This is a genomic window from Chryseobacterium sp. 2VB (genome assembly GCF_005503635.1).
Classification (GTDB): Bacteria; Bacteroidota; Bacteroidia; order Flavobacteriales; family Weeksellaceae; genus Chryseobacterium; species Chryseobacterium cupriresistens.
In genome coordinates, this window is record NZ_SCNC01000007.1 from 1 (window position 1) to 20368 (window position 20368).

27 protein-coding genes are annotated in these 20368 nt (G+C 33.1%); 8 read left to right on the forward strand and 19 right to left on the reverse strand.

Translation table 11 applies throughout. The features are described from left to right. Nucleotides 1-78 precede the first annotated feature (78 nt). The 19 genes from FFS26_RS08540 to FFS26_RS08625 form a co-directional block, all read right to left on the reverse strand. The gene (locus FFS26_RS08540; protein WP_137904824.1) at nucleotides 79-315 is read right to left on the reverse strand and encodes a hypothetical protein; all 237 of its coding nucleotides are present in this window, start codon (nucleotides 313-315) and stop codon (nucleotides 79-81) included. Between the two features lie 36 nt (nucleotides 316-351). Then, entirely contained in the window at nucleotides 352-606 is a 255-nt protein-coding gene (locus FFS26_RS08545; protein ID WP_137904825.1) for a hypothetical protein, read from the reverse strand. Then, a complete protein-coding gene (locus tag FFS26_RS08550; protein ID WP_137904826.1) occupies nucleotides 603-1025 on the reverse strand; it encodes a hypothetical protein in 423 nt (140 codons plus the stop codon). Before FFS26_RS08550 ends, FFS26_RS08545 begins: the two co-directional genes overlap by 4 nt. Continuing rightward, nucleotides 1022-1702: a DNA cytosine methyltransferase gene (locus tag FFS26_RS08555; protein ID WP_137904827.1), complete on the reverse strand. Its 681-nt coding sequence runs from the start codon at nucleotides 1700-1702 to the stop codon at nucleotides 1022-1024. The genes FFS26_RS08550 and FFS26_RS08555 overlap by 4 nt, the downstream gene beginning before the upstream one ends. A gap of 465 nt (nucleotides 1703-2167) precedes the next feature. Then, entirely contained in the window at nucleotides 2168-2947 is a 780-nt protein-coding gene (locus FFS26_RS08560) for a methyltransferase (RefSeq protein WP_137904828.1), read from the reverse strand. Then, nucleotides 2944-3288, reverse strand: a complete 345-nt coding sequence (locus FFS26_RS08565) for a hypothetical protein (RefSeq protein WP_137904829.1) — start codon at nucleotides 3286-3288, stop codon at nucleotides 2944-2946. Before FFS26_RS08565 ends, FFS26_RS08560 begins: the two co-directional genes overlap by 4 nt. After that, nucleotides 3267-3482 carry a hypothetical protein gene (locus tag FFS26_RS08570; protein WP_137904830.1) on the reverse strand — a complete coding sequence of 72 codons (216 nt, stop codon included), beginning with the start codon at nucleotides 3480-3482 and terminating at the stop codon, nucleotides 3267-3269. The genes FFS26_RS08565 and FFS26_RS08570 overlap by 22 nt, the downstream gene beginning before the upstream one ends. 99 nt (nucleotides 3483-3581) lie before the next feature. Further along, complete coding sequence (locus FFS26_RS08575; RefSeq protein ID WP_137904831.1) at nucleotides 3582-4601, reverse strand: hypothetical protein; 1020 nt, start codon at nucleotides 4599-4601, stop codon at nucleotides 3582-3584. Then, complete coding sequence (locus FFS26_RS08580; RefSeq protein WP_137904832.1) at nucleotides 4534-5370, reverse strand: DUF6291 domain-containing protein; 837 nt, start codon at nucleotides 5368-5370, stop codon at nucleotides 4534-4536. The genes FFS26_RS08575 and FFS26_RS08580 overlap by 68 nt, the downstream gene beginning before the upstream one ends. A 12-nt stretch (nucleotides 5371-5382) precedes the next feature. Beyond that, nucleotides 5383-6387 carry a nucleoid-associated protein gene (locus FFS26_RS08585; RefSeq protein ID WP_137904833.1) on the reverse strand — a complete coding sequence of 335 codons (1005 nt, stop codon included), beginning with the start codon at nucleotides 6385-6387 and terminating at the stop codon, nucleotides 5383-5385. 29 nt (nucleotides 6388-6416) lie between these two features. Further along, a complete protein-coding gene (locus FFS26_RS08590) occupies nucleotides 6417-6701 on the reverse strand; it encodes a DUF3127 domain-containing protein (protein WP_137904834.1) in 285 nt (94 codons plus the stop codon). Between the two features lie 14 nt (nucleotides 6702-6715). Further along, nucleotides 6716-6925, reverse strand: coding sequence for a hypothetical protein (locus FFS26_RS08595; RefSeq protein ID WP_137904835.1), 210 nt, complete (start codon nucleotides 6923-6925; stop codon nucleotides 6716-6718). 2 nt (nucleotides 6926-6927) lie between these two features. Next, nucleotides 6928-7386 (reverse strand): hypothetical protein, encoded by a 459-nt coding sequence (locus FFS26_RS22765; protein WP_228449413.1) that lies wholly within the window; start codon nucleotides 7384-7386, stop codon nucleotides 6928-6930. Beyond that, entirely contained in the window at nucleotides 7383-9512 is a 2130-nt protein-coding gene (locus tag FFS26_RS08605; RefSeq protein WP_137904836.1) for a DNA translocase FtsK, read from the reverse strand. Before FFS26_RS08605 ends, FFS26_RS22765 begins: the two co-directional genes overlap by 4 nt. Next, nucleotides 9509-10105 carry a Rad52/Rad22 family DNA repair protein gene (locus tag FFS26_RS08610; protein WP_137904837.1) on the reverse strand — a complete coding sequence of 199 codons (597 nt, stop codon included), beginning with the start codon at nucleotides 10103-10105 and terminating at the stop codon, nucleotides 9509-9511. The genes FFS26_RS08605 and FFS26_RS08610 overlap by 4 nt, the downstream gene beginning before the upstream one ends. Before the next feature lie 2 nt (nucleotides 10106-10107). Beyond that, nucleotides 10108-10284, reverse strand: a complete 177-nt coding sequence (locus FFS26_RS22455) for a hypothetical protein (RefSeq protein ID WP_171006270.1) — start codon at nucleotides 10282-10284, stop codon at nucleotides 10108-10110. A gap of 179 nt (nucleotides 10285-10463) precedes the next feature. Beyond that, nucleotides 10464-10727, reverse strand: coding sequence for a hypothetical protein (locus tag FFS26_RS08615; RefSeq protein ID WP_228449414.1), 264 nt, complete (start codon nucleotides 10725-10727; stop codon nucleotides 10464-10466). Between the two features lie 49 nt (nucleotides 10728-10776). Then, entirely contained in the window at nucleotides 10777-10974 is a 198-nt protein-coding gene (locus FFS26_RS08620; RefSeq protein ID WP_137904838.1) for a hypothetical protein, read from the reverse strand. An 11-nt stretch (nucleotides 10975-10985) separates the two neighbouring features. Further along, nucleotides 10986-11255 (reverse strand): hypothetical protein, encoded by a 270-nt coding sequence (locus FFS26_RS08625; protein ID WP_137904839.1) that lies wholly within the window; start codon nucleotides 11253-11255, stop codon nucleotides 10986-10988. Between the two features lie 125 nt (nucleotides 11256-11380). On the opposite strand from FFS26_RS08625, the gene FFS26_RS08630 reads away from it, so the two are divergent. From FFS26_RS08630 to FFS26_RS08665, 8 genes are all read left to right on the forward strand, one after another. Then, nucleotides 11381-12061 (forward strand): helix-turn-helix domain-containing protein, encoded by a 681-nt coding sequence (locus tag FFS26_RS08630; RefSeq protein ID WP_137904840.1) that lies wholly within the window; start codon nucleotides 11381-11383, stop codon nucleotides 12059-12061. Between the two features lie 518 nt (nucleotides 12062-12579). Beyond that, nucleotides 12580-13728, forward strand: a complete 1149-nt coding sequence (locus tag FFS26_RS08635; protein WP_137904841.1) for a site-specific integrase — start codon at nucleotides 12580-12582, stop codon at nucleotides 13726-13728. A 253-nt stretch (nucleotides 13729-13981) separates the two neighbouring features. Next, nucleotides 13982-14938 carry a TM2 domain-containing protein gene (locus tag FFS26_RS08640; RefSeq protein ID WP_228449415.1) on the forward strand — a complete coding sequence of 319 codons (957 nt, stop codon included), beginning with the start codon at nucleotides 13982-13984 and terminating at the stop codon, nucleotides 14936-14938. A gap of 2 nt (nucleotides 14939-14940) precedes the next feature. Beyond that, the gene (locus tag FFS26_RS08645) at nucleotides 14941-15549 is read left to right on the forward strand and encodes a hypothetical protein (protein ID WP_137904842.1); all 609 of its coding nucleotides are present in this window, start codon (nucleotides 14941-14943) and stop codon (nucleotides 15547-15549) included. A 458-nt stretch (nucleotides 15550-16007) separates the two neighbouring features. Continuing rightward, nucleotides 16008-17459, forward strand: coding sequence for a hypothetical protein (locus FFS26_RS08650; protein ID WP_137904843.1), 1452 nt, complete (start codon nucleotides 16008-16010; stop codon nucleotides 17457-17459). Nucleotides 17460-17461: 2 nt separating this feature from the next. After that, entirely contained in the window at nucleotides 17462-18601 is a 1140-nt protein-coding gene (locus FFS26_RS08655) for a hypothetical protein (RefSeq protein ID WP_228449416.1), read from the forward strand. 13 nt (nucleotides 18602-18614) lie between these two features. Further along, a complete protein-coding gene (locus tag FFS26_RS22460) occupies nucleotides 18615-19811 on the forward strand; it encodes a JAB-like toxin 1 domain-containing protein (protein ID WP_171006271.1) in 1197 nt (398 codons plus the stop codon). After that, nucleotides 19808-20314: a hypothetical protein gene (locus tag FFS26_RS08665; protein ID WP_137904844.1), complete on the forward strand. Its 507-nt coding sequence runs from the start codon at nucleotides 19808-19810 to the stop codon at nucleotides 20312-20314. The genes FFS26_RS22460 and FFS26_RS08665 overlap by 4 nt, the downstream gene beginning before the upstream one ends. The last annotated feature ends 54 nt before the right edge of the window (nucleotides 20315-20368 follow it).

Sequence of the window (20368 nt, forward strand, 5' to 3'; positions counted from 1 at the left end):
GCTTTCTACAGTAGCAAAAACGATTTTATTTGTTTCCATAATTCTTGTTTTAAAGTGCCACCCTAAGATGGCACGGGGTTAATCTTTGTACTTTGGAGAGTTTTTAAGCCACTCGATAGCTTCTTCACGTTCAACAAGCATCCATTCAGCATAATTATAGGCCGTTTTAGCTAATTCTTTTTTAAAGTCAGCTAAATCATCTGAACTTATCTTATTCCCATATTCTCCATTCTTATCAAAAAAAGGTGACTTTTCTATTAAAGCTTGTAGCGCCTGTCCTGCAAATTGATCTAATAATTGTATGTCTTTTTCCATTTCTTTATTATTTATTGGTTAAAGTTGCTTTGTTGATCATAAAATCCTTTTTAATTTTTTCTCCAGTAAAGCCTTCTCTTGTTTATATGAATTATTTTTAGCTACTTGTAAATTATGATCAAATTCATCAATTATCTTAAACAGATCCTCTCTTTCTTGTTCTGTATAACTGTATAAATACAAAGTAACCTGCCCTTTACTTAAATCATTTGATGAAGACGGCGATTGACTCATAACATCAATATTATCATTCAAGTATTTTAATCTTTCAATTATTTCGTCTTTATTCATTGTTTTGTTTTTATAAGTGAGTGAAGGAATTTTATTAGTTCGGGGGATTGGTCTTTGAGATCTGTTTTTTTTAAGCTCCAAACATACCTTGCAGGATCTTCTTCTCTATAATCAATAAATACTCCTGCCGGATATATTTCTCCATTGTCAACTATGTTAAATACTTCAAAGTGACTGTTTTTTGAATAGTATTTTGAATGCCATTCCAACACATCGTTAATCTTGATTTCATAATCATTAATATGATTCACTACATATTTTGATAATTCATTATTACTGGTTGTCCCCATGAATATACCTCCCATAAAGATCCTCCAACAATTGTTCTTGCTGTCTTGCAGTCTTTCAGCCTTTATTGAGTTTTTCAGCCTCGGAAGCTTCTCCCGTATATCGGCTGTTAGTTCTTCTAGTTCTTTCATAGTGTCAAATATTCGTTGTCAAATAAGCTGTTAATAATGCGTTTAGGCTCTTTTCGCAGTACACATTCAAAAATTGTTTTTCCAGCTTCATAGTCTACAAGGTTTCTGCCTATCTTATCTATTCTCTGCTCGCCTTTGTATTGATAGAAATCATAATCATGGAATTCACAAAGCCTTCTCACCTCTTCTTTTCCTGACATTTTAAATTTTCTTTCACCTAATTCTGCAGGAAGATTAATATTTGACCAATACAGGTGTCTCCCTCGTTTTTGCGCATCTATTAAAGGCTCATAATATGGAATTACATTTTCAACAACATATTTTCCAGTTTTGAAGTAATGATGAAGAAAAATTATTTCCTGGTACAATACCATATCGGGATATACTGGTTCTGTAGTAGTGTCATAATTTGAAGCATTCCAATAACGCGCTCTTGAATGAGTTGGACACGGTGGTGAGCTCCATATAAAATCAAACTCTTTGTAATGATCTAATAAATACTGGTGAGCATCTTCTACTATTACAATATCATTTGGAAATCTTTCCTGATACAACCTTGCAAGTTCCGGATCTAATTCAACAGCTGTTACCTGCATTTCTATTCCTGCAGCATTGGCGACTTCATCCCACTTATACCGATTTCCACCTAAGCAAGCGTATAGATTAAGTATTTTCATGATATAAGATTTTCGGGATTAATGATTGAGGCTTTGTCAACTACAAAAGATTCAATATCCGACCTGCCTTCATTTAGATCTATCATTTTAATGTTTTCTGAAATAATTTTCTGCTGTTTCTCTTGGTGACTCATGATTCTTTATTTGGTATAACTATTAAACTTTGTTTCAAATATTCAGAAGTAAATATTATGTGATCTGAATTATCATGGTAATCTATAGTAGGATATTCCACGGGGTATTTAATGCAATTGTTAATTGCTTCAGTCATTTTTGATCTTTTTTCAAAAGTTGAAAACTGAAGAATAATTTCCCTGAATCTATTTTGTATTTTTATTGTAAACATTTATTATCTTTTTTTAAATTTGACATATGACGGGTGCATTCGCTGTTTTTTACGAACTGTTTTTGCACTGAAAATTGTCTTTGATTTTTCCCGGGAGAACGGTCCGGGTTCCGTTTATTTTAGTAGTTAAATAGGTTTATTTCCTCCGGTGAAGTACTACTTTGCTCGGTCTGTGTAAAATCAATATCTATTACTTCACACATGGGACTAACTCCATTCCAATCATTAAGATATACGCTTGTATCAATTCCGATAGGTAATTGCATTTCTAAACCAGTTTCTTTCAAGAACTTTGATAATTTAGAAGTTGGTTGTACTTCTTGGTAATTTCGCTCACCTGAATATTTGAAAGGCGTACTTTGTTGTGGCAAGATAAATGATCCTTCTTCAGCAATTTTTGAAGCAATATCAATGGTTAAGAATTCAAACTCACTACCTTTATACTTCAAATCAATATCTCCATACAATCCAGTCTTTATTTTTCCAAAAGGAGGGTTTGAAATTGCTTGCTGAAACTTTGGCAGATTATACTTCTGCAATTCCGTAATTGAATCATTGATCCAGCTTGCTTCCGGCAATACTTTTTTACCAACTCTTACATAATCAGGGTTTAATTCAATACAAGTAACTTTGCAATTTCTATAGTGATAAGCGAAGAAAGAAAGCATTCCAATTCCGGCACAAAGATCAACTATATTTGCTTTTTCGTAAATAACCAAACTGAAATCTTTAGCCAAATCAACTGGTGTAAAAAAAGCACCTGCAGAAGAATTTATATTTGTTGCTGCTTCATTCCAATTTTCAAGAACAAAAAGCTTTTCATCAAAAGTCAAAACATCTTTTTTAAGATATTCTTCAGCTTGATTATGTAACTTTATTTTTTCTTTTGAAAGCTTCATGATTCTGTTTTTAGTTTGGTTATAAGGGATTTTGTTTCTTTATAAACATCCTGTAGCCATTCATACGGTTTGTCAACTATTTCTCCATCAACTACATAATCTGTTTCAAAAGCATTGATTACTCTTTCCAGCATCTTCTTCATCTCATCCTCATAGTCTGGCTTTTCTTCTAACCAGTATTCAGACGTTTCTTTCCACCATTCTACATCAGCAGGATCTTCTGGGTCAAAGGAGAAAAACCCCGCAAAGTTTGTTTCTGGATCAATAACTGCAATGTATTCTCCTTTTTCAGATGGAAGCCTGTCAGAAGGCTTTATTTCTACGTATTTTGTCTTTTGCATAACTTTATTTTTGATTTTGGTTTTACTTCTTCTGGTGCGCGGGCCTGAATAATCCAAGAACCGCCCGTACGCGTATCATTTTCCACGTAATTTATATTCATTGAGGCTTTACCTCTATCTAATCCATTAGCCCCGCAAATGAGGTCTAAAATTTGATTCTCGTCCAAAAGGATCATTGATATCTTTGGTTTCATTTTAATTTTTGTTTTTTATTGTAACTCCTTGACTTAAATTCCCGGTTTTTCTGATACATGATTTTGAAGGAAGCCATACTTTCCGTATTTTTCAATTTATTATCTTCGTAGTGTGACTCCCTGGAGTTCAAGTACGTTATACGATTCATAGAATCTGTCATGCATTCGGTCTCCGTATCTTGTTTTAAATTCATGTAAAGTGCTTCTGACATCATCTCCATAGTAGTTTAAGGTTAAAATAGTTCTTGCCTGGTTTACATATCGTTCGCTTAATATTTTTTTCATAATATCAACGCTTCCGTAATTTTTTGCCATGTCCTCTGACAGAAGATCATCAAAAGCATTAAAACCACGTTCATATCTTTTGTAGAAAAGAGAAAGGTGATAATCTCTTTCAGCGTCTTTGCTGTGTCGGTTAGCTGCTTCGTAATGCTTTACAACTTCATCAACAGAATTATATTTGAAGCGCAAATCATATCTCCTTAATAACTGATCAGTGCCTTCAATGTCTTTCACTAAAAGAGGGTTTTCCGAACCGTATTTGAAAATTTCATAGAAAGTTCTCAAAATCGCTGTTTTTCCTATTCCAGGCTCTCCAAATATCGCAATGCCTTTATCAAAGCTTGGAACACTAATTTTATTTAGCAAAGGGCTATTGAAAAAAGATTTTCGCTTTAAAAAGTATGCTATCAAAGTGTAAACGAGCGCTTCAGCTTCTCCATTGTTAGCCTTTTCATCAAATTCTTTCCTGTTTACAATGGGAAAATTCACTTTGAATACATCATACAGGCTTTTAGCTTTCATTGGCTTCAGTTCAGGCAATACAACCTCCTGTTTCTTTGGCAGCGAATCAATCATTTTATCAAAATCATTTTCATACTTGATCAGTAATTCTTTGTATTTCTGAACATAAGGATGCTCCGGGTTTTTGATAAGCAAATATTCTATCGCCCTTGTCATAATCGGTCCTTCATTCTCCTTTGACAGTAAATCATTTTCTTTCTTGCCAGCCAAAAGATCTTTTATCGTCTTTACAAGCTCTGGACGCTCGTTATCTTTCGACTGACTGCCTAAGCCCGGTGCCGTTTGCTCTTGTTTTTGAGTTGTTCGGTTGTCCATTGTTACTTTTTTGTTTTTTCAAATACCACTCATATTCAAATCCCTGCCATCCGTAAACCCTGCAGGCCTTAATTGCTTCTGAAAATTGGAAATTATGCTTTTCACACTCAGTTACTACCAGATTAATTGCATCTTCAGTGAAAACTGCTCTTTTCTGTTTCCGTACCTCCATCCATTTTTCAGCATCTTCTTCATCGGCTCCCAGTTCGATTATCTTTTTTTTGAAATCATCTTTGGTGAAAATCTTTCTTTTTTTTTCCGCAACTTTTTTTTCTTTTTTATAATCTGGAGGAATAACAAATAATTCTTCTGAAATTTCTTTTGTTATATTTTCTTCTTTTGATTCTTTTTTAAAAAGAATATCATTTACATTCTCATTTTCTTTTTCTTTATCCTTTTCTTTTTCTTTTTCTTTAGGGGTTTTTTGGGTTTCAATTAAACCCACTGGGTTTTTTGGGTTTTGTTCGGTTTCTTTGGGTTTTTGTTTTTCCGACTGGGTTTTTTGGGATTTTGACGGTCTACCACCTTTTAACCCGTTTTGCCTATTCCTATCAACCACTTTTTCCTTATAGCTACTCTTCATGTTATCCAACTGTTTTTTCACGAAATTCCAAGTAGGAGATACAATTGGATTGTCACATTCTTGATCTTTTCCGTATTCATAATTCGTGAACAATTCCCAGAATACTATCTGATTTTCAGCAGACATAGGAGTGATTAAAAAAAGCCAGTCCTTTAGAAAAATTACACTGTTATCCTTGTCTTTCATCGTTTAGTTTTTTTACTGTTCTTTCTGGAAATATAGCTGGTAGAATTTCCCTTTTTCGTCTTCTCCCTGTTCAAGTAATTTTTTGTCTCCGTGGATATGGATTTGAAAGTTTTTATCAAGCTTAATGACAGATTTAAAATGACGTTTTACTTTTTTCACTGCAGCAGTATTGATTTCAAATTCTTCTGAGATATTGACCTGCATATCATGTTCGTAATCGGTCTTGAATTCGGCAAAGCTTTCAATAACTGATTCATCAGAAAAAACCTCGTTCGTAAATTCATCAAAATCAAACTGTTCTTTTTCCATGAAGTACGTCAGGGAGCTTTTCAGGAAATTAACCTGGTCGACTTTTGTTACTTCATATTCCTGAGGAAGTTGTTTTGTTACGTAGTCTTTGAAGACCATTAACAACTCGTTTGTGTGAAAATAATCATCCTCTCTTTGTTTGATGTGAAGGAAATCTTCAAACCAGTAGTACATGTCTCCGTTTTTGTTGTTGTCAACAGCTGAAATGACATACCCAGTTTCTTTTCCTGTATTGTATATAAGTGCTGCTTTATCGATTTTGTTAAGACTTACACCTTGGTCTTTTTCAATTTCCAAAACATCGTTAGCATAAGAGAATTTTAAAATTGATTCTCTCTTTTCTGTTTTGAAAATTCCTATTTGGTTGTTTTCCGGTTTTTCGCTTTCAAAAAGAACCACAAACAATTCACCCCCTGCAATCCGTGGGTTTTCAGCTGCATCAAATAGTGTTTTAGCTATTGACTCCGATTCAAACAAGAAGGTTTCCGGATTTTCAAAAATTGCAGAAATTGATCTGTAAACGTCATTGTTTGACAAGTATGAATCGCTGTAGAACTGATATGTTTCATCTGATTTTAAAGAACTTAAAAAGAAGTCCTTTAGCTCTTCTGTAGTTTGTTCGTTTAATTGCAATTCTCGCTGGGAAAGAAGCATTCCTTCACCGTTTATTTTATTTCCTATTCTATGTGTGATAACTTTCATTTTGATTGATTTTTGATGGTTTAAAATTTGTTAGCTTAGTTTGCTAAATCCTTGTGTGTAATTTTCCATGCTGAAAGAGAATTGAAAAATTTTGATTCGCCGCTTGGATTTACCCATTCACGGCCCTTTATATTTATTCCTACTCTTACTTGATCACCTGGTTTGAAATGATCCAAAAGATCAACTCTATCTGCAGTTATTTCTATCAGTAACGGTTGTGGATATTGTTCTTCAGTGACTAATACAAATTCCCTTTTCTGGAAGTTATTTCCAAATGTTTGTGTTTCAGAAATTTCTCTGATTGTTCCTATTAATTCCATATCTAAAACTTGTTTTACTTCAGTTCGTAACTTTTTCCAAATTCCTTTAATTCTTTAGTTCCTACCGATAAATCAAATAGTTTTTCACCTTCAACATCAACACCTTTGAAAACAATTTTCTGAGCCCAAAAACCCTTCATTCTAACTTTATTTTGACCTTTATAGGCATATGTAAAACCATTGATTATAATCTGCTGGTCTATCTTTAATTCATTTACTTTCATGATTATCTTTTGATTATTTTTTTCTTTCCTGAAATTTTACTGAGTTGATATTTTTCAGATAATTCAGAATTTCTTTCTAATTCTAAGTTGTGGAAATTGCAGCAGGGTTTCCAGGTAGAAGTATCAAGGTAATTTTTTCCCCATCTTCCGGCTGTATGTTCTACTGTATCGGCTCTATTATTACATCCTTCAATAAAACATCTTTGATTTCCCGGCTGTGCTAAAAACTGAAGGCGCTTGATCAAATATTCCCGGTTCTCTTTCGTTCTTTTGGCTGAATATTTAGGAATTGGTTTTCTTGGAACTTTTTCCTTGTGTTTATTTTTTTCAGCATTGACTTTTGCTCGATGTAATTTGTAATGAAAACTATTACACCTTCCTGCTGTTATTGGTTGGTCCGGTGTTCCCGGAGGACAATCACAACATTGACCGATTTTTTGCTTTATAGTACTATTTGTCATGCTGTTTGTTCTTGTGGTTTCCAGAATGACTGAAATCTTATCAAATCGGGGCTGTCAGGGGTTTTTAATAGTCCGTCTCCCATACCTGCCAATGTTTCTGCTCCTGCATCATCAATCACAACCCGGCTGTCAATTTCTTTTGGCACTCTGAAACAAATCATAAGGGAGTAGTTTACTTTAGCGTCTCCAGTGATGATTTTTGTTGAAGCTCTTTGCGTTGCATCAATTCCTCTGAATCCTACTGATCGGCCTTTCTGCTTGATGATTCGCATATTTTCCTCTAAACTCTTAAGCTCACCTGTTTTTTGTCTTTGCATTTTAGGAGGGCCGGGAACCGGGAATCCAAAAGCGTCTTTAGTTGGTTTATAGTTTCCAACCTGGACCATACTGTAAATGTCAAGGTCTTTACCTTTTCTGGATGCAGCAATAGCATCGGCGAATTCATCAAACACAATAAGAATTTTCTTTTTCTTTCCTGCTTTGATAAGAGAGTTCATTTCTCTGACTAAGCTTTCAACCTTGTTTTCAATATCTAAAATTTCATTGTAAACTTCTATTTTCTCGTGCGAAGCATAATCCATGAACTCAAACTTTGGATCAAGAATTACAATCTGTTCTACTTCAGGGATTAATTTTGCATATTCTACGATACTTATTAATTCAACAGATTTTCCGGAACCGGCAGCACCGCAAGCTAACACAAATGGGGTTGACTGATTATCTAAATCCCAGTAAAGCGTTCTTTCAAAATTGTCTTTACCAATGGGTATTTTTTGCCCCTTTAATTCAGATTCGCACCAGATTAAATCTCTATCTCTTTTTTTGGCTGTTTCAACCTGCAGATAAGATTTGCCTTCGTAAACTTTCAGATCCTTTGGGATTCTGACATTGGGAACATTTAGAGCGTTCGCAATATCAAGTTTATGCCCTTGGATTGATGCTATTTTAGTTCCGGCGGAAACTTCCAGAAGGAAAGTGTTTGAGGAATATCCATTGAAGGTGTGAGCTACCTGTGTGTGAATTCCGAATGTTTTTAATATATGTTCTACTTTTTGTTGTGGTTCCATGTCTAAAGTGCTTAAATCGTATTTAATGAAGGATGCAGCGTTTGATTTGAACTGCTTTATAATTTTAGGTGTGATCATTTTAGTAGAAGAATCACGTATTTTTCGATGTCGCTTCTTAATCATTTCTTGATTTACATCAGTGTAATCAATGTCGAATTCATCAATCTCAGTTATTCTAGTTTTAGCCCAGAATTCATAAAGTTCAGCACGATCTACAAGAGTATCACTGTCATTAATCAGATATACGTAATCAGGATTAGAAACAGCCTCAATAAGTCTTTTCACGTTTTCGTATAGTAAATCTTCATACAATGCTCTTGTGTCTTCAGTTAATAAAACTCTAAACATGTTTAATTGATCTTCACCTGATCTGTTTTGAGAATACTTATTTTCACAGAACCAAACTTCATCTACTACACGCCCCGTATACGCTTCATAAGCTTTTACGTATGTAATACCTTGTTTCCCAATTGATAGACGTAGCTCCTCTTCGGATGTAAAACTATTTTTACTTTTATGATCAATAATTATTACCTTTCCCTCATGATCTTCAATAACCTGATCAATTACTACATTACATGGCAAAGGAATATCAACACCGTTAATTGTTACATAAACAGTAATGACTAATTCAACATCTAGTATTTTCGCTATATGATCTTCGTACTTCGATTTTTCTTTATAAAAATTACTTAAGAGGGCCGTTGTAGTTTTGATTGCCTTTATCTTTGCCTCAGCTATTGTTGGAGTAGTTTTCTGTAACTTCCATTTATTTGCAGGAACTTCTTCAATGTATTTAAAGGCAATCTCTTGAAGTTCAGGAAGACTTAAAGTAAGTCCCTTTTGCTTTGCTTTCCAGTAATCACTTATTAAATGATATGCATTACCAGATACGCCAGAAGCAGCTGATTTGTTTTGATATCCATAAATGTAAATCATTTCAAATGCCTTCTCATTCCTTACATATTGATTTAGCTTGGAAAATGACCACGATTTGATGATGAAATTACTAAAGTGTTCCTCCAATTGATCTGGAGTATATGAATTATAAATACTCATGGCATAATGATTTTAGGTTCTGCTTTCTTGCGTCTTGATTTTTTCTCTTCAGGCTTAACAGTAGCATTGTTAATTGTTCTCGGTAAAACATTTTTATCAAAAATTAATTCTGATTTACCCGAAGCAATTCTTTTGCATTCTGTCAAAATTTGCTCACCTTTTAAAATATTTCCTGCTTCATCACATGGCGCTGGACATCCATTATCCATTTTACATTTTATCGTTATTTCGCCAAGTTCATAAGCTTCTTTATTAATACCCCAATGAACCGCAGCACGCTTAACGCTATCTGACGTTTCTCCTTTTGATGGGTCCGCAAAAGTTTCAGTTCCAGAATCTCCTTTCCAAATCCATTCATCACCAATCTTGATTCCTATCTTACAAAACTGTTTTCCCTTGCATTCAAAATAATCTTCCTGCCAGTTTTCAGGTCTAACCACCTGATCAAGCCTTTCATAAACCTGTCTTGCATCTATGTACCCAACAATTACCATATGTGTAGGATTTACATTATCCGGAAGCAGGCCCTTTACTCTCCACTTCAATTTAAATGGCTCTTTTAATCTGTACAATTGATTTCTTTCTGCTCCCATCTTTACATGAATTTTTTGATTACTTTTTCCATATCTTCATTTTCAATCAATCCTCCCATCCTTGCAAACCACTGTTGAAATTCTACTGCATCATTTATTTCTCTTGCATGTGGAAGATTATCTTTTTTATTGTCGATAACCATTTTCTTCCAGCTTCTTTTTCTATGTATTTTTTTCATGTCTTATAGGAGTTTTTAAGTAGTGAAGAAATTCTTTGTGATAGTATCTTAGAAATCCAAAAAACACATAAATGAAAAGTGGAAATACAAAGGTTGCCGGATCTTGATTTTCTGAACACATAAGAACATAAATCGTATTCAGAAACAAAATGATGTTTAATGCTGTTTTCATAGTGAAATTAGATTAGGTTAAAATATTTAGCTTCATCAGGCTTTAACATTGGCTTTATAACCTCAATGTCGTTCTCAGATAACTCGGATAGCTTTTTTTTCAATGTCTTTTCTAAGTCACTCCAAAACCTCCAAGCTCTCCTATCGTCTAATCTTTGATAGTCTGTGTCCATCGCATTGATGTTTCTGGCTATCTTCTCAGCTCGTTGCTGTGAAATTTTTTGCCCTTTTGTTTGGTTGATAGGGTTCATTTGTCTTACATTTGTTCTCATAATTCAAAACTTTTGATTTTAAGGCCGTCTGCTGGAACAGATGGCTTTTTTATTTGTATGATGCCATTATTCGGGCTCTTCTTTCTTCAAGTTGCGTTGACTTGTGTCCTTCCGGTTGCTTCGCTTCAATTGCCACATTTCTGCGAAGCGCTCTAATTTCAGCTTTAACACGAGCGATATCTCTTTGGACACCTTTCTCTATTTGTTCTAATTGCGACAAAAGTGCTGATGCTTGTTCTTCTGTCATGATTTATATTACTATTTTATAAGTTCCTTTCTATTTTTTATCACTTGTTCCAGGGCATCAACCACTTTAAAATGATTTTTTTGATAAACTCTGAAAAAGGATTTCTTAACTGAATCTGCTGGGAGAGATATCATTTCCTCAACTAATTTCCAGTCGCCATGTCGTTTTTCTGCTAAAAGCTTGATTAACTTTTCCAAATATTTCGCCTCCCTATTGTTTTTTGGAGTAAGTAAAAATTTACTCCGCATGGGGGTTTTTACGGTATTTACGGTTTCTCTCATGTTTATGTCCATTTTTTGTATTACTTTTGTCCTGATAACAATACAAATGTATTCCAAATATTTGGAATCACAAGCACAATATCTAAAATATTGTGTAATTTGTAATTGTTCTAAATTACACAATAATGACAGGTAGAGAAATTATCGCTTATAGAAAGCAATTTAACCTAACCCAGCAACAGTTTGCTGATATGGTAGGAGTTAGTAAAAATACTATATCTAACTATGAGGGTGGAGGAGTTATTCCAAAAAGTAAGATCCCAATACTTAAAAATGTACTTAATAGTATTCCAAATATTGGTATTTCAAAAGAGGTCGTAAGAAATGAAGTAAAGCCAAAGGTATACCCGACACATTTTGAGGTTAGGTTAGTTACTAATAAAGCAAGGGGAGGGTATACAGATAGTTATTATGCAGATGAATATTTAAAAGATTTACCGGTGGTATTGGTAGAAGCAGATAAGGAGTATAAGGGTAAGTATTTAGCTTTTGAAGTAGATGGAGATAGCATGGAGCCGGAATATTACGCTGGTGATATTGTAATATGCAGAGAGGTTAAAAGAGATTTATGGCAATATAAACTACACTACAAAGATTATGATTTTGTCATAGCACATGGGACTAAAGGAATTATGCTTAAAGAAATTACTGAACATAATACTGAAACCGGAGACATTACCTGTCATTCAATAAATAATTCAGATGGCAAACACGGAGATTTTACTTTAAACTTGAAAGAAGTATCTTTTTTGTACAATATAGTAGAACATCGAAGAAGCGGAAAAGCCAAAAGAAGACATAGATAAATAGTGAAATCAGGGGTAACATTACGGGTAACTTTTGATAAAAAAAATAGCAGATCTTTAAAATAATAATTTTGTAAGAGTCTATCTTTCAGTACTATTCAAAATTCATGATGTAGGGGGCTGTGCCTCATAATCAGGTGGTCCCTGGTTCGAGCCCAGGTGGGACCACGAAAGTGAAGAATAAATTTCTTCAAAAAATTACAAAGCCTCTATTTTAGGGGCTTTTTTTATGCTTTGTTTCGTCACCATTCGTCATGGTTCATCACAAAATCGTCCCCCTTTTCGCCCCCTCTCTCTTTTTGATAAATTGTACAAGTGCAAATAAATGATAATTAATTTTTTTGCATAAATCATGCTAATTAATCACATTAACGTGAAGTTAACAAATTTTAACTTGATTGTAACTAGTTGAAAATCAAATAATTAATTTGATAATTCAATATTTTTATCTATCTTAGCTGATTTTTTAATTGTTACCGATGTATGAATAAGGAATAACAATTAAAAATATCAAGATTATGAGAAAGCCACCGATGAAAGCAATTATTAGAACTGACAAAGCTGATAAAACTGGTGCATGTCCTATATGTATTCAGATTTTAATAAATGGTGACAAAAAGCGAATATCAATTGGTGAAAAGATAAATCCTATTAATTGGGATACAAGTCTAGGAAGAGCTAAAGGAAAAGGATTTAGTGATTTAAATGATATTATTGATAAAAGAAAAAGCACTTTAAATGAATTTTTTAGCCAATGCATATTTGCAGGGAAACCAATATCAAGTAATGATATTGATAATTTTCTAAAAGGCTTTAAGAATATTGACTTTTATGAGGTTTATGATTTAGTGCTTCGGCAAAAAACGAAGTTAAGTGAAGACACTCGTTATAAATATGGAGTTTTGAGGAGGAGGTTGAAAAAATTTCGTCCCAAAATTTCAGTTTCTGATATTGATAATGATTTTATTGTACAATTTGATCTTTTCTTGAAAGATTTGGGAATTGGAGAAGGTGGAATTTATAACCACCATAAATGTCTCAAGAGTATAATTAATTATGCTAAAATAAAAAAAACGATTAGCATAGAAAATCCATATCATTTTAAGTCAGTTATAGTAAAGTCACCTGAACATCGGAGTACTTTTTTAGATACAGACGAGGTAATTAAAATTACAAATTATAAATCTGAAGATGAAAATGATATTAATGCTAGAGATATGTTTTTGTTGTCATGTTATACGGGTTTAAGATATTCTGATCTGTTTACATTGAAACTTTCAGATATTAACTTCAAATCAGGAGTTTTAAGCAAGGTACAAGTTAAGACTAAAGAAAAACTAGAAGTTCCTTTAAGCCAGCAGGCGATAAACTTATTAAAAAGTTATTCCATAAATAAAGAAAACGGCGAAAAATTGTTTAAAGAGGTTAGTAATCAGGTAGGCAATAGGATTCTGAAAAAGATTGCAAAAGAATGTGCAATTAATAAGAATGTGAGTTTTCACGTAGCACGCCATACTTTTGCTTCGTACTTATCAAATGGAAATTATGCCTCGGTCATAAATATAAGTAAGCTTTTAGGTCATAAAAATATTGCTAATACTCTCGTTTATACAAACACCAGTATTAATAATTTAAAAAGCGTAATGAATAACGTTCATTTCGGATAAATTAATAAATTTGTAAAAGATAAAAATATAATTAACATAAAAGCGTAAGCTATCGTATTGGTTACAGAAAACCGCTAATCTTCTATAAACCCAAATTCGATAGGCTTACGCCCGTGTCATCTATTGGCGTGGGCGATAAGTCATATCTGGGTTTAGGGTTCTTAGCGGTACCTCTGTAACGGATTGGCTTAAAGTTCCACGCTTTTCTATGCATTAAATTGCCGTTTTGGAACTGGGCGGTTGACTATTAATCATGGGAAACTTTTCTTATCTGATTCAGAAAAAATTTCGAGACCTGAATTCAGAACAACAACGAATCTTTATCAACGAATTTGAAAGACGAAAGAAATCCGTAGGAGTAGCTTACCTGCTTTGGTTTCTTTTAGGATGGCATTACGCCTACCTTAAAAAATGGGGCTGGCTTATACTATATATTCTTACCGTGGGAGGATTTTTTATCTGGGCAATCATTGATCTCTTCAGAATTCCTAAAATCGTTGAACAATACAATAATGATCTTGCTTTAGAAACATTACGGGATATTTCAATAATGTTTCCTGATGAGGTTCGGGATTCAGGTGATAAAGATGTTAATAAAAAGGCTGTAAATGATCTTTACATCACTCAAAAAATGCAATCAGGAGAAAGTTATTCATTTTATATAATCGTTGGTATAATCATATTGTTTAGCGTTTCTGCTTTTTTCTTAAAGCCTGATCGGGCTAAAATGCAGAATGCTATTGTTGATAAAATCTTACTACAAAAACCTCAGATTTTTAAAACGATGAAAAACTTCTTTTTAGGAGAAGAAATGACGGAGAAATATTCCCAAAACTTTATTTCCAATACACTTTCTAAAAAAGGTTATTCCAATCTTGGGATATATGAGGAAGATTTTGTTTTGGCAAGAAAACTGGATTACCGCAACGAGGATTCCAAAGAAAACCTAATCACAGCTTACGGCTTTTTAGGTTTTACAAAAGTCTTTTATCTGGCAGAAGATAACTTCAGCAACAAACAAAATGAAAATATCAAAGATCACGATTCTCAAAGAACTGATATAACAAGGGTCGAAAGTTATAAACCCAGCACGGGATATAATTATTATGAAGAACAAGCTAAAATTAGAGAAAAAAATAAAGTATCCCAGCATTCCGAAGCTGAAACTAACGCTCCCAATCAGCAGGGAGATTCAATACAAATCAATTAATCATGAAAAAATTAATAACATTCATTTTATTCATTAATTATATTCTGATTTTTAGTCAGAAAAATATCAATGAGAAACTTGCGGAAGCTGAAAAGTTTGCCAATAAAATAATAGAAAATAATCCCGATAAAATTTTAAGCTATTATAAACTGAATAACGGCATTCTCAAAAAAGTAAACCCTAATAATGAGAATGAGGACGATGATAGTGAGATCATGATGTCATACAGAATCATAAAAAAAAATGATAAGATCATTTACATCAGCAAATCTGATAGTTTTTGGGGAATGGGAGACTGGAATAGTTCGCAGGATTTTTATTTTGATGAAAATGGAGTTTTGCTCGGAGCTGTAAAAAAGGAGGACTGGTTTTTAGAAAACAAATGTGCAAGGCAGATCAGATACCGTGGTATTTATAAAAATTATGGAAAACCGAAATTACAAAGGATTGATAAGTTTTATAACGAAAATGATAAAGAGATCGATTTAGATTCCCCCAATTGTAAAAAAAGTAAAAAGGAGGCATTAGAAAATGCTGAAAGAACTGATAAAATCACCTTCAGAAATTTGGCGGGATTTATGAAAGCTGAGAGAATCAAATACTATAAATAAGATTCTAAGAAAAATAAAACAAGTCGAAAGCAAATAAAAGCATAATACTTTGGCACTATAATAATCAAGTAAAAACATGAGTCAGAATACAAGAAGAAGCAAGTAATGGGTATATGAAAAGGTTCTATGAAGTCCGAAAGAGGAAAAGCTCTAATACAAGGGAAAATTGCGATTTTTAAGCCTGTTAGAGATTAGGCAATACAAGTGAAATATTTTAAAAATGCTGAAAATCCAATTTAAAATAATTTTGTATAAAATATATTCATTCTATTTTCGGAAAACAAATTTATGTTACGACATCTTTTGTCGCTTCGACGAAATAGATTTGTAAAAGAAATAAATTAATTCAAAATATAGGGAAAATACCAATGAGCGAATCGCTGATTTTTCCGAAATTGCGTATCTTAAATTTAAGTGTAATTTGTTGTTAGTACAAAAACAAATGATGATTTTAAATAATGAAAATTAAGTTTACTGTTTTGATTTTTATTCTCTTTGGGATAAGAGGAGTTGCACAAATACCAGACTTTCTTGGTATCCCAAATCCTACTCCTTCTGTAAATAAAAATCCTGCTCCCAAATCTTCAAGTTCTGTAATTGTTAATTCCACTGTTCTACCTACGGAAAAACCCTCTTTTGATGTAAAATCTTCCCGTCGTGAAAATATTCATTCCCAAACTGAAAAAATGATTGCGGAAGATATGAGACAAATGACGAAAGATGAAGGGATAAGAATACAAAAGGAGAACTACGAAAAAGCAGAAGAAAAAGAAAACGCTATCTATAACTTTCCTTCGCTTTCAGGGAAAGCTGGTGCAAAATCCTATTATGAAGCATTCGATAAGCTTTCTTCTTTAGATAATAATAATTATTCTGTCGGAGAGGCAAACTTTATTGTAGAGAATGCCTATTTTGATAATAAAAAAAGTTTTGCGAAATTCCTTTCCCAGACCAAAGAAACTGTAAAACTGTTGAAACGGAAAATGAAAGAGCTGAAGTTCGATACATTGAGCAATAGCTCTAAAAATCTGATGCTTTTTAAGTTTCTTTCCGAAGACATGAATATTAAAGGGAAATCTCATAAAGCCCTGAAATATGATTTCGAAGATTATATGGGAAGGAAAGACTGGACGAAAACGTTTGTTCATAAGCTCATTGAAAAAGGTAGTGGACAATGCCATTCAATGCCTTTGTATTATTTAATTCTTGCCGAAGAATTGGGAGCCGAAGCCTATATGTCCTACGCCCCCAACCATAGTTATATCCGTTTTATGGATGAAGAGGAGCAATGGATCGATGTAGAGCTTACTAACGGAATGTTTACTGGAAGCTCTTTGATTTTGGAATCGGGTTATATAAAATCCGAAGCCCTTCAAAACAAAATCTATATGAATAACCTTAGTAAAAAAGAATTGTTATCCCAGTTTTATACCGATTTAGCAAATGGATATATTCATAAATACGGTTATGATAACTTCGTATTTAAAACAATAAATAAAGCTCTGGAACTTTCTCCCAATAATATATTTGCGAATATGATCAGAGCTAATTATGATATTTCCCGATTTGAACTCGCCATGAAAAATCTGGGAATTAATCCCAGAGATAAAGAAGAACTTCAAAACATCAGAAATTATCCTAAAGCTGTTTTTCTTTTGAATAATGCGAACGAAAGGCAGGACAAAATAGAAAATCTGGGATATGAATTTATGCCTGAAGAAGCCTATGAGAGTTGGCTAAGCAACATGAAAAAAGAGGATAATAAACAAAAAAGTGAAGAAATGGCTGAGAGGATGAAAATAATTAATGCTCAAAAACAAAAAGAAAGAGCCGAAGCCTTAAAGAAATCTCCTCCTGTTAAGAAAGAAGAAAAACCTAAAACCCATGCAATTCCTAAAGAATGGCTTTAATAATGATGAAAAATAAAAATTATCTACTACAACTAAGTTTTCTGATAAGCTTATTCCTTTGTAATCTTATTTATGCTCAGGACGTAAAGAATGTTTTCTTGGAAAATACCGATAAAGAAAACCGATTTTACGAAGATACGTATCAGAATATTGATAATATGTTGAATGATAGACAGCAATACAGCTTTAAAAATGCTGTATTTGGTGTAGAAAACGCCTATTATCAGGGAAAGCTAGATATACCCCAACTTGAAAGAGAAATAAACTTTTTGAAAGCCTTTTCTGGTTCGATAATGAAAAGCCGTGAATTGAACTATTCTGAGAGTGATAAAGACAATGTAAGTAAATATGCTGCTGTTTTTTCGATTATGTGCCAATCACTCCCTGTAATGATAAAAGATACCGTTGTCCAGTACAAACCTTTTAATTATGACTTTGAGGATGTATTTGGGCATAAAGATATTTCTAACCTTTTTGTATCAAAATTATTATTGACGAAAAAAGGAAACTGTAATTCCATGCCGTATTTGTATAAAATCCTAGCCGAAGAATTGGGTGTAGATGCTAACCTTGCGCTAGCTCCAAACCATGTTTATATTAAGCACCGAATAAAAACGGTGGGATGGTATAATACTGAGCTTACAAGCGGAATTTTCCCTGAAGATGGTTGGTTAATGGCTTCGGGATATATTCATTTGGACGCTATAAAAAATGGAGTTTTCATGAAAGCTTTGAATAATAAAGAAAGTTTGGCGCTTTGCCTTTTCGATTTAGCTCAGGCTTACAATAAAAGCTTTCCCGAAAACGACGGAAGTTTTGTTTTGAAATGCACCAAAAGAGCGGTTGAGGTTTATCCTTACTTTGCAAAAGCTTTGATATTGAAAGCTGAAACCCATAAGAAAATGTTTGAAAAGGTAATGAGGGAAGAAAACCTGAGTACTGATAATCCTGAGAATATAAAACTTGCTCTGAGAAACCCTAAAGCAAAAGAATTGTTTGAAATCATGAAAAAAGAATATGGCTATATCTATGAAATAGGATACAGACAAATGCCCGAAGAAATGTACTTGGATTGGTTGGTATCATTAAAAACAGAAAGAAGTAAATACGAGAATAAAAAATTAAATAACTTTGTAAAATAACCACAAAATGAATATGAAAAGAAGTTTACAGATTACTCTTTTATTGTTAGTTACGCTAGGGATAAACGAAGCTTTTGCCCAGAAAAAGAGGCTTTCCCGAACAAAAGCTGAAAAAACTTATGTAAATCCCGTGAAGCTTACAAAAGAAGAAAGAGCCAGACCTTACATGGATGAGGTTTTAAAAAGCCATGATCCGCTTACTCCTGAAGAGGCTGAAAGAAGAAGAAAAAACATTGAAGCGGGAAATCCATTTAAGAAATACGGTTATTATCCGAAAGTAGCAACTTTGAGTAAAGGAAAATATTTAGAATTCCACGATATGGATAGTATTGTAAGTATAGGTTCTATCCGTTACAATAAAAAAACGAAAGATATTGTAGAGTTCAGGGAAATAGATTTGAGTGATCCCGATGCTCAGCCTTATTTAGATACGGCAGGAAGATGGTTTTCTCCTGACCCTTTGAGTGAGGAGTTTAGTAATTGGTCGCCTTATAATTTTGTATTTAATAATCCCATAAGCAATGTTGACCCTGATGGTAGAGCACCACTTACAGATTTTAAGTTGCTAAAAGATGGAACTGTTACTAGAGTTGATCCTAATGACGGTAGTGAAAAAAGAAGTGATGACAGATTATTTGCAACCGATAAAAAAGGAAATGTAGATAACAAAGTAAGTCCTGTAGTTGTAGATAAGGCGAAACCAACAGACGGTACTGTTATTAGTAGTTTAGCAACTAATTACGGTTTGAATGATACGGGATTTCCTAAAGGAATTAATTTCGGAAGAACTACAGATGCTTCGGATGCTGCGAATGTATTTACATTTGCTGCAAAAAATTCTGACGTAGAATGGGGACTAGATGCTTATAAAGTAGGAAAAGGAATATCATATACAATATATACTGGGCATAATGATGGTTTTACACCTCCCGATTTTCAAAATCAATCAATGTCTAAACTATTATTTGAAATACACTCACATAAAAATGTAAATGGTCCTTCACCAGTTAATGGTATGACTGACGGTGATTATGGTGTAGCAAGAGAAGGAGATAGAGTTTATTATAACAGAACCAAAAGTACTAATTATCCAGGGCATTATCTTTTTTATGCTCCTAATGGAGGTAAAAATACTCTGTGGAAATACTATTGGCATAATAACTCTAAAGTAAATGTAGGTTCTACAATTAATTTAAAATCGTTAAAATGAAAAAAATAATAATTCTCTATTCTTTGCTTTTATGCCTATTCAGTTGTAAAAAGGAAAATGAATATTTTACATCAGATCAAATTTATAATACCGTTATTGAAAGTGTAGATAAAATACATGATGGTATTTCTAAAACAGATAGTGTGTTTTATGTTTTTAATAGATATGATACATTAATTGTTATGTCTTCTGAAAGCGAAAATATACTTCGCCCAACATATAATGTGAAAAAAGTAGGTTATTTTAAATATAAAAAAAATAAAATCATTGTTGTTGAACCCTATAAATCAAAATTTGAATTAATCGTTAAAGAAAATAAACTAGGTTTTGTAGATAATAATCTAAAGCCACCATATTATCATGGGAATGATTATCAAAAAGGTTTTGTTTATAAAATAAAAGATTTACAAAATTTAGAATTGGTTGATAAAGGAAATTTAATGAAATATTTCCAGCCAAATGCGGAGTATGAATATCTTCCACCTCTACCTCCTACAAAATGATATTTAATGAATATATGATCCTTGTAGACGGCTTTTAAGCCGTCTATTTTCGCA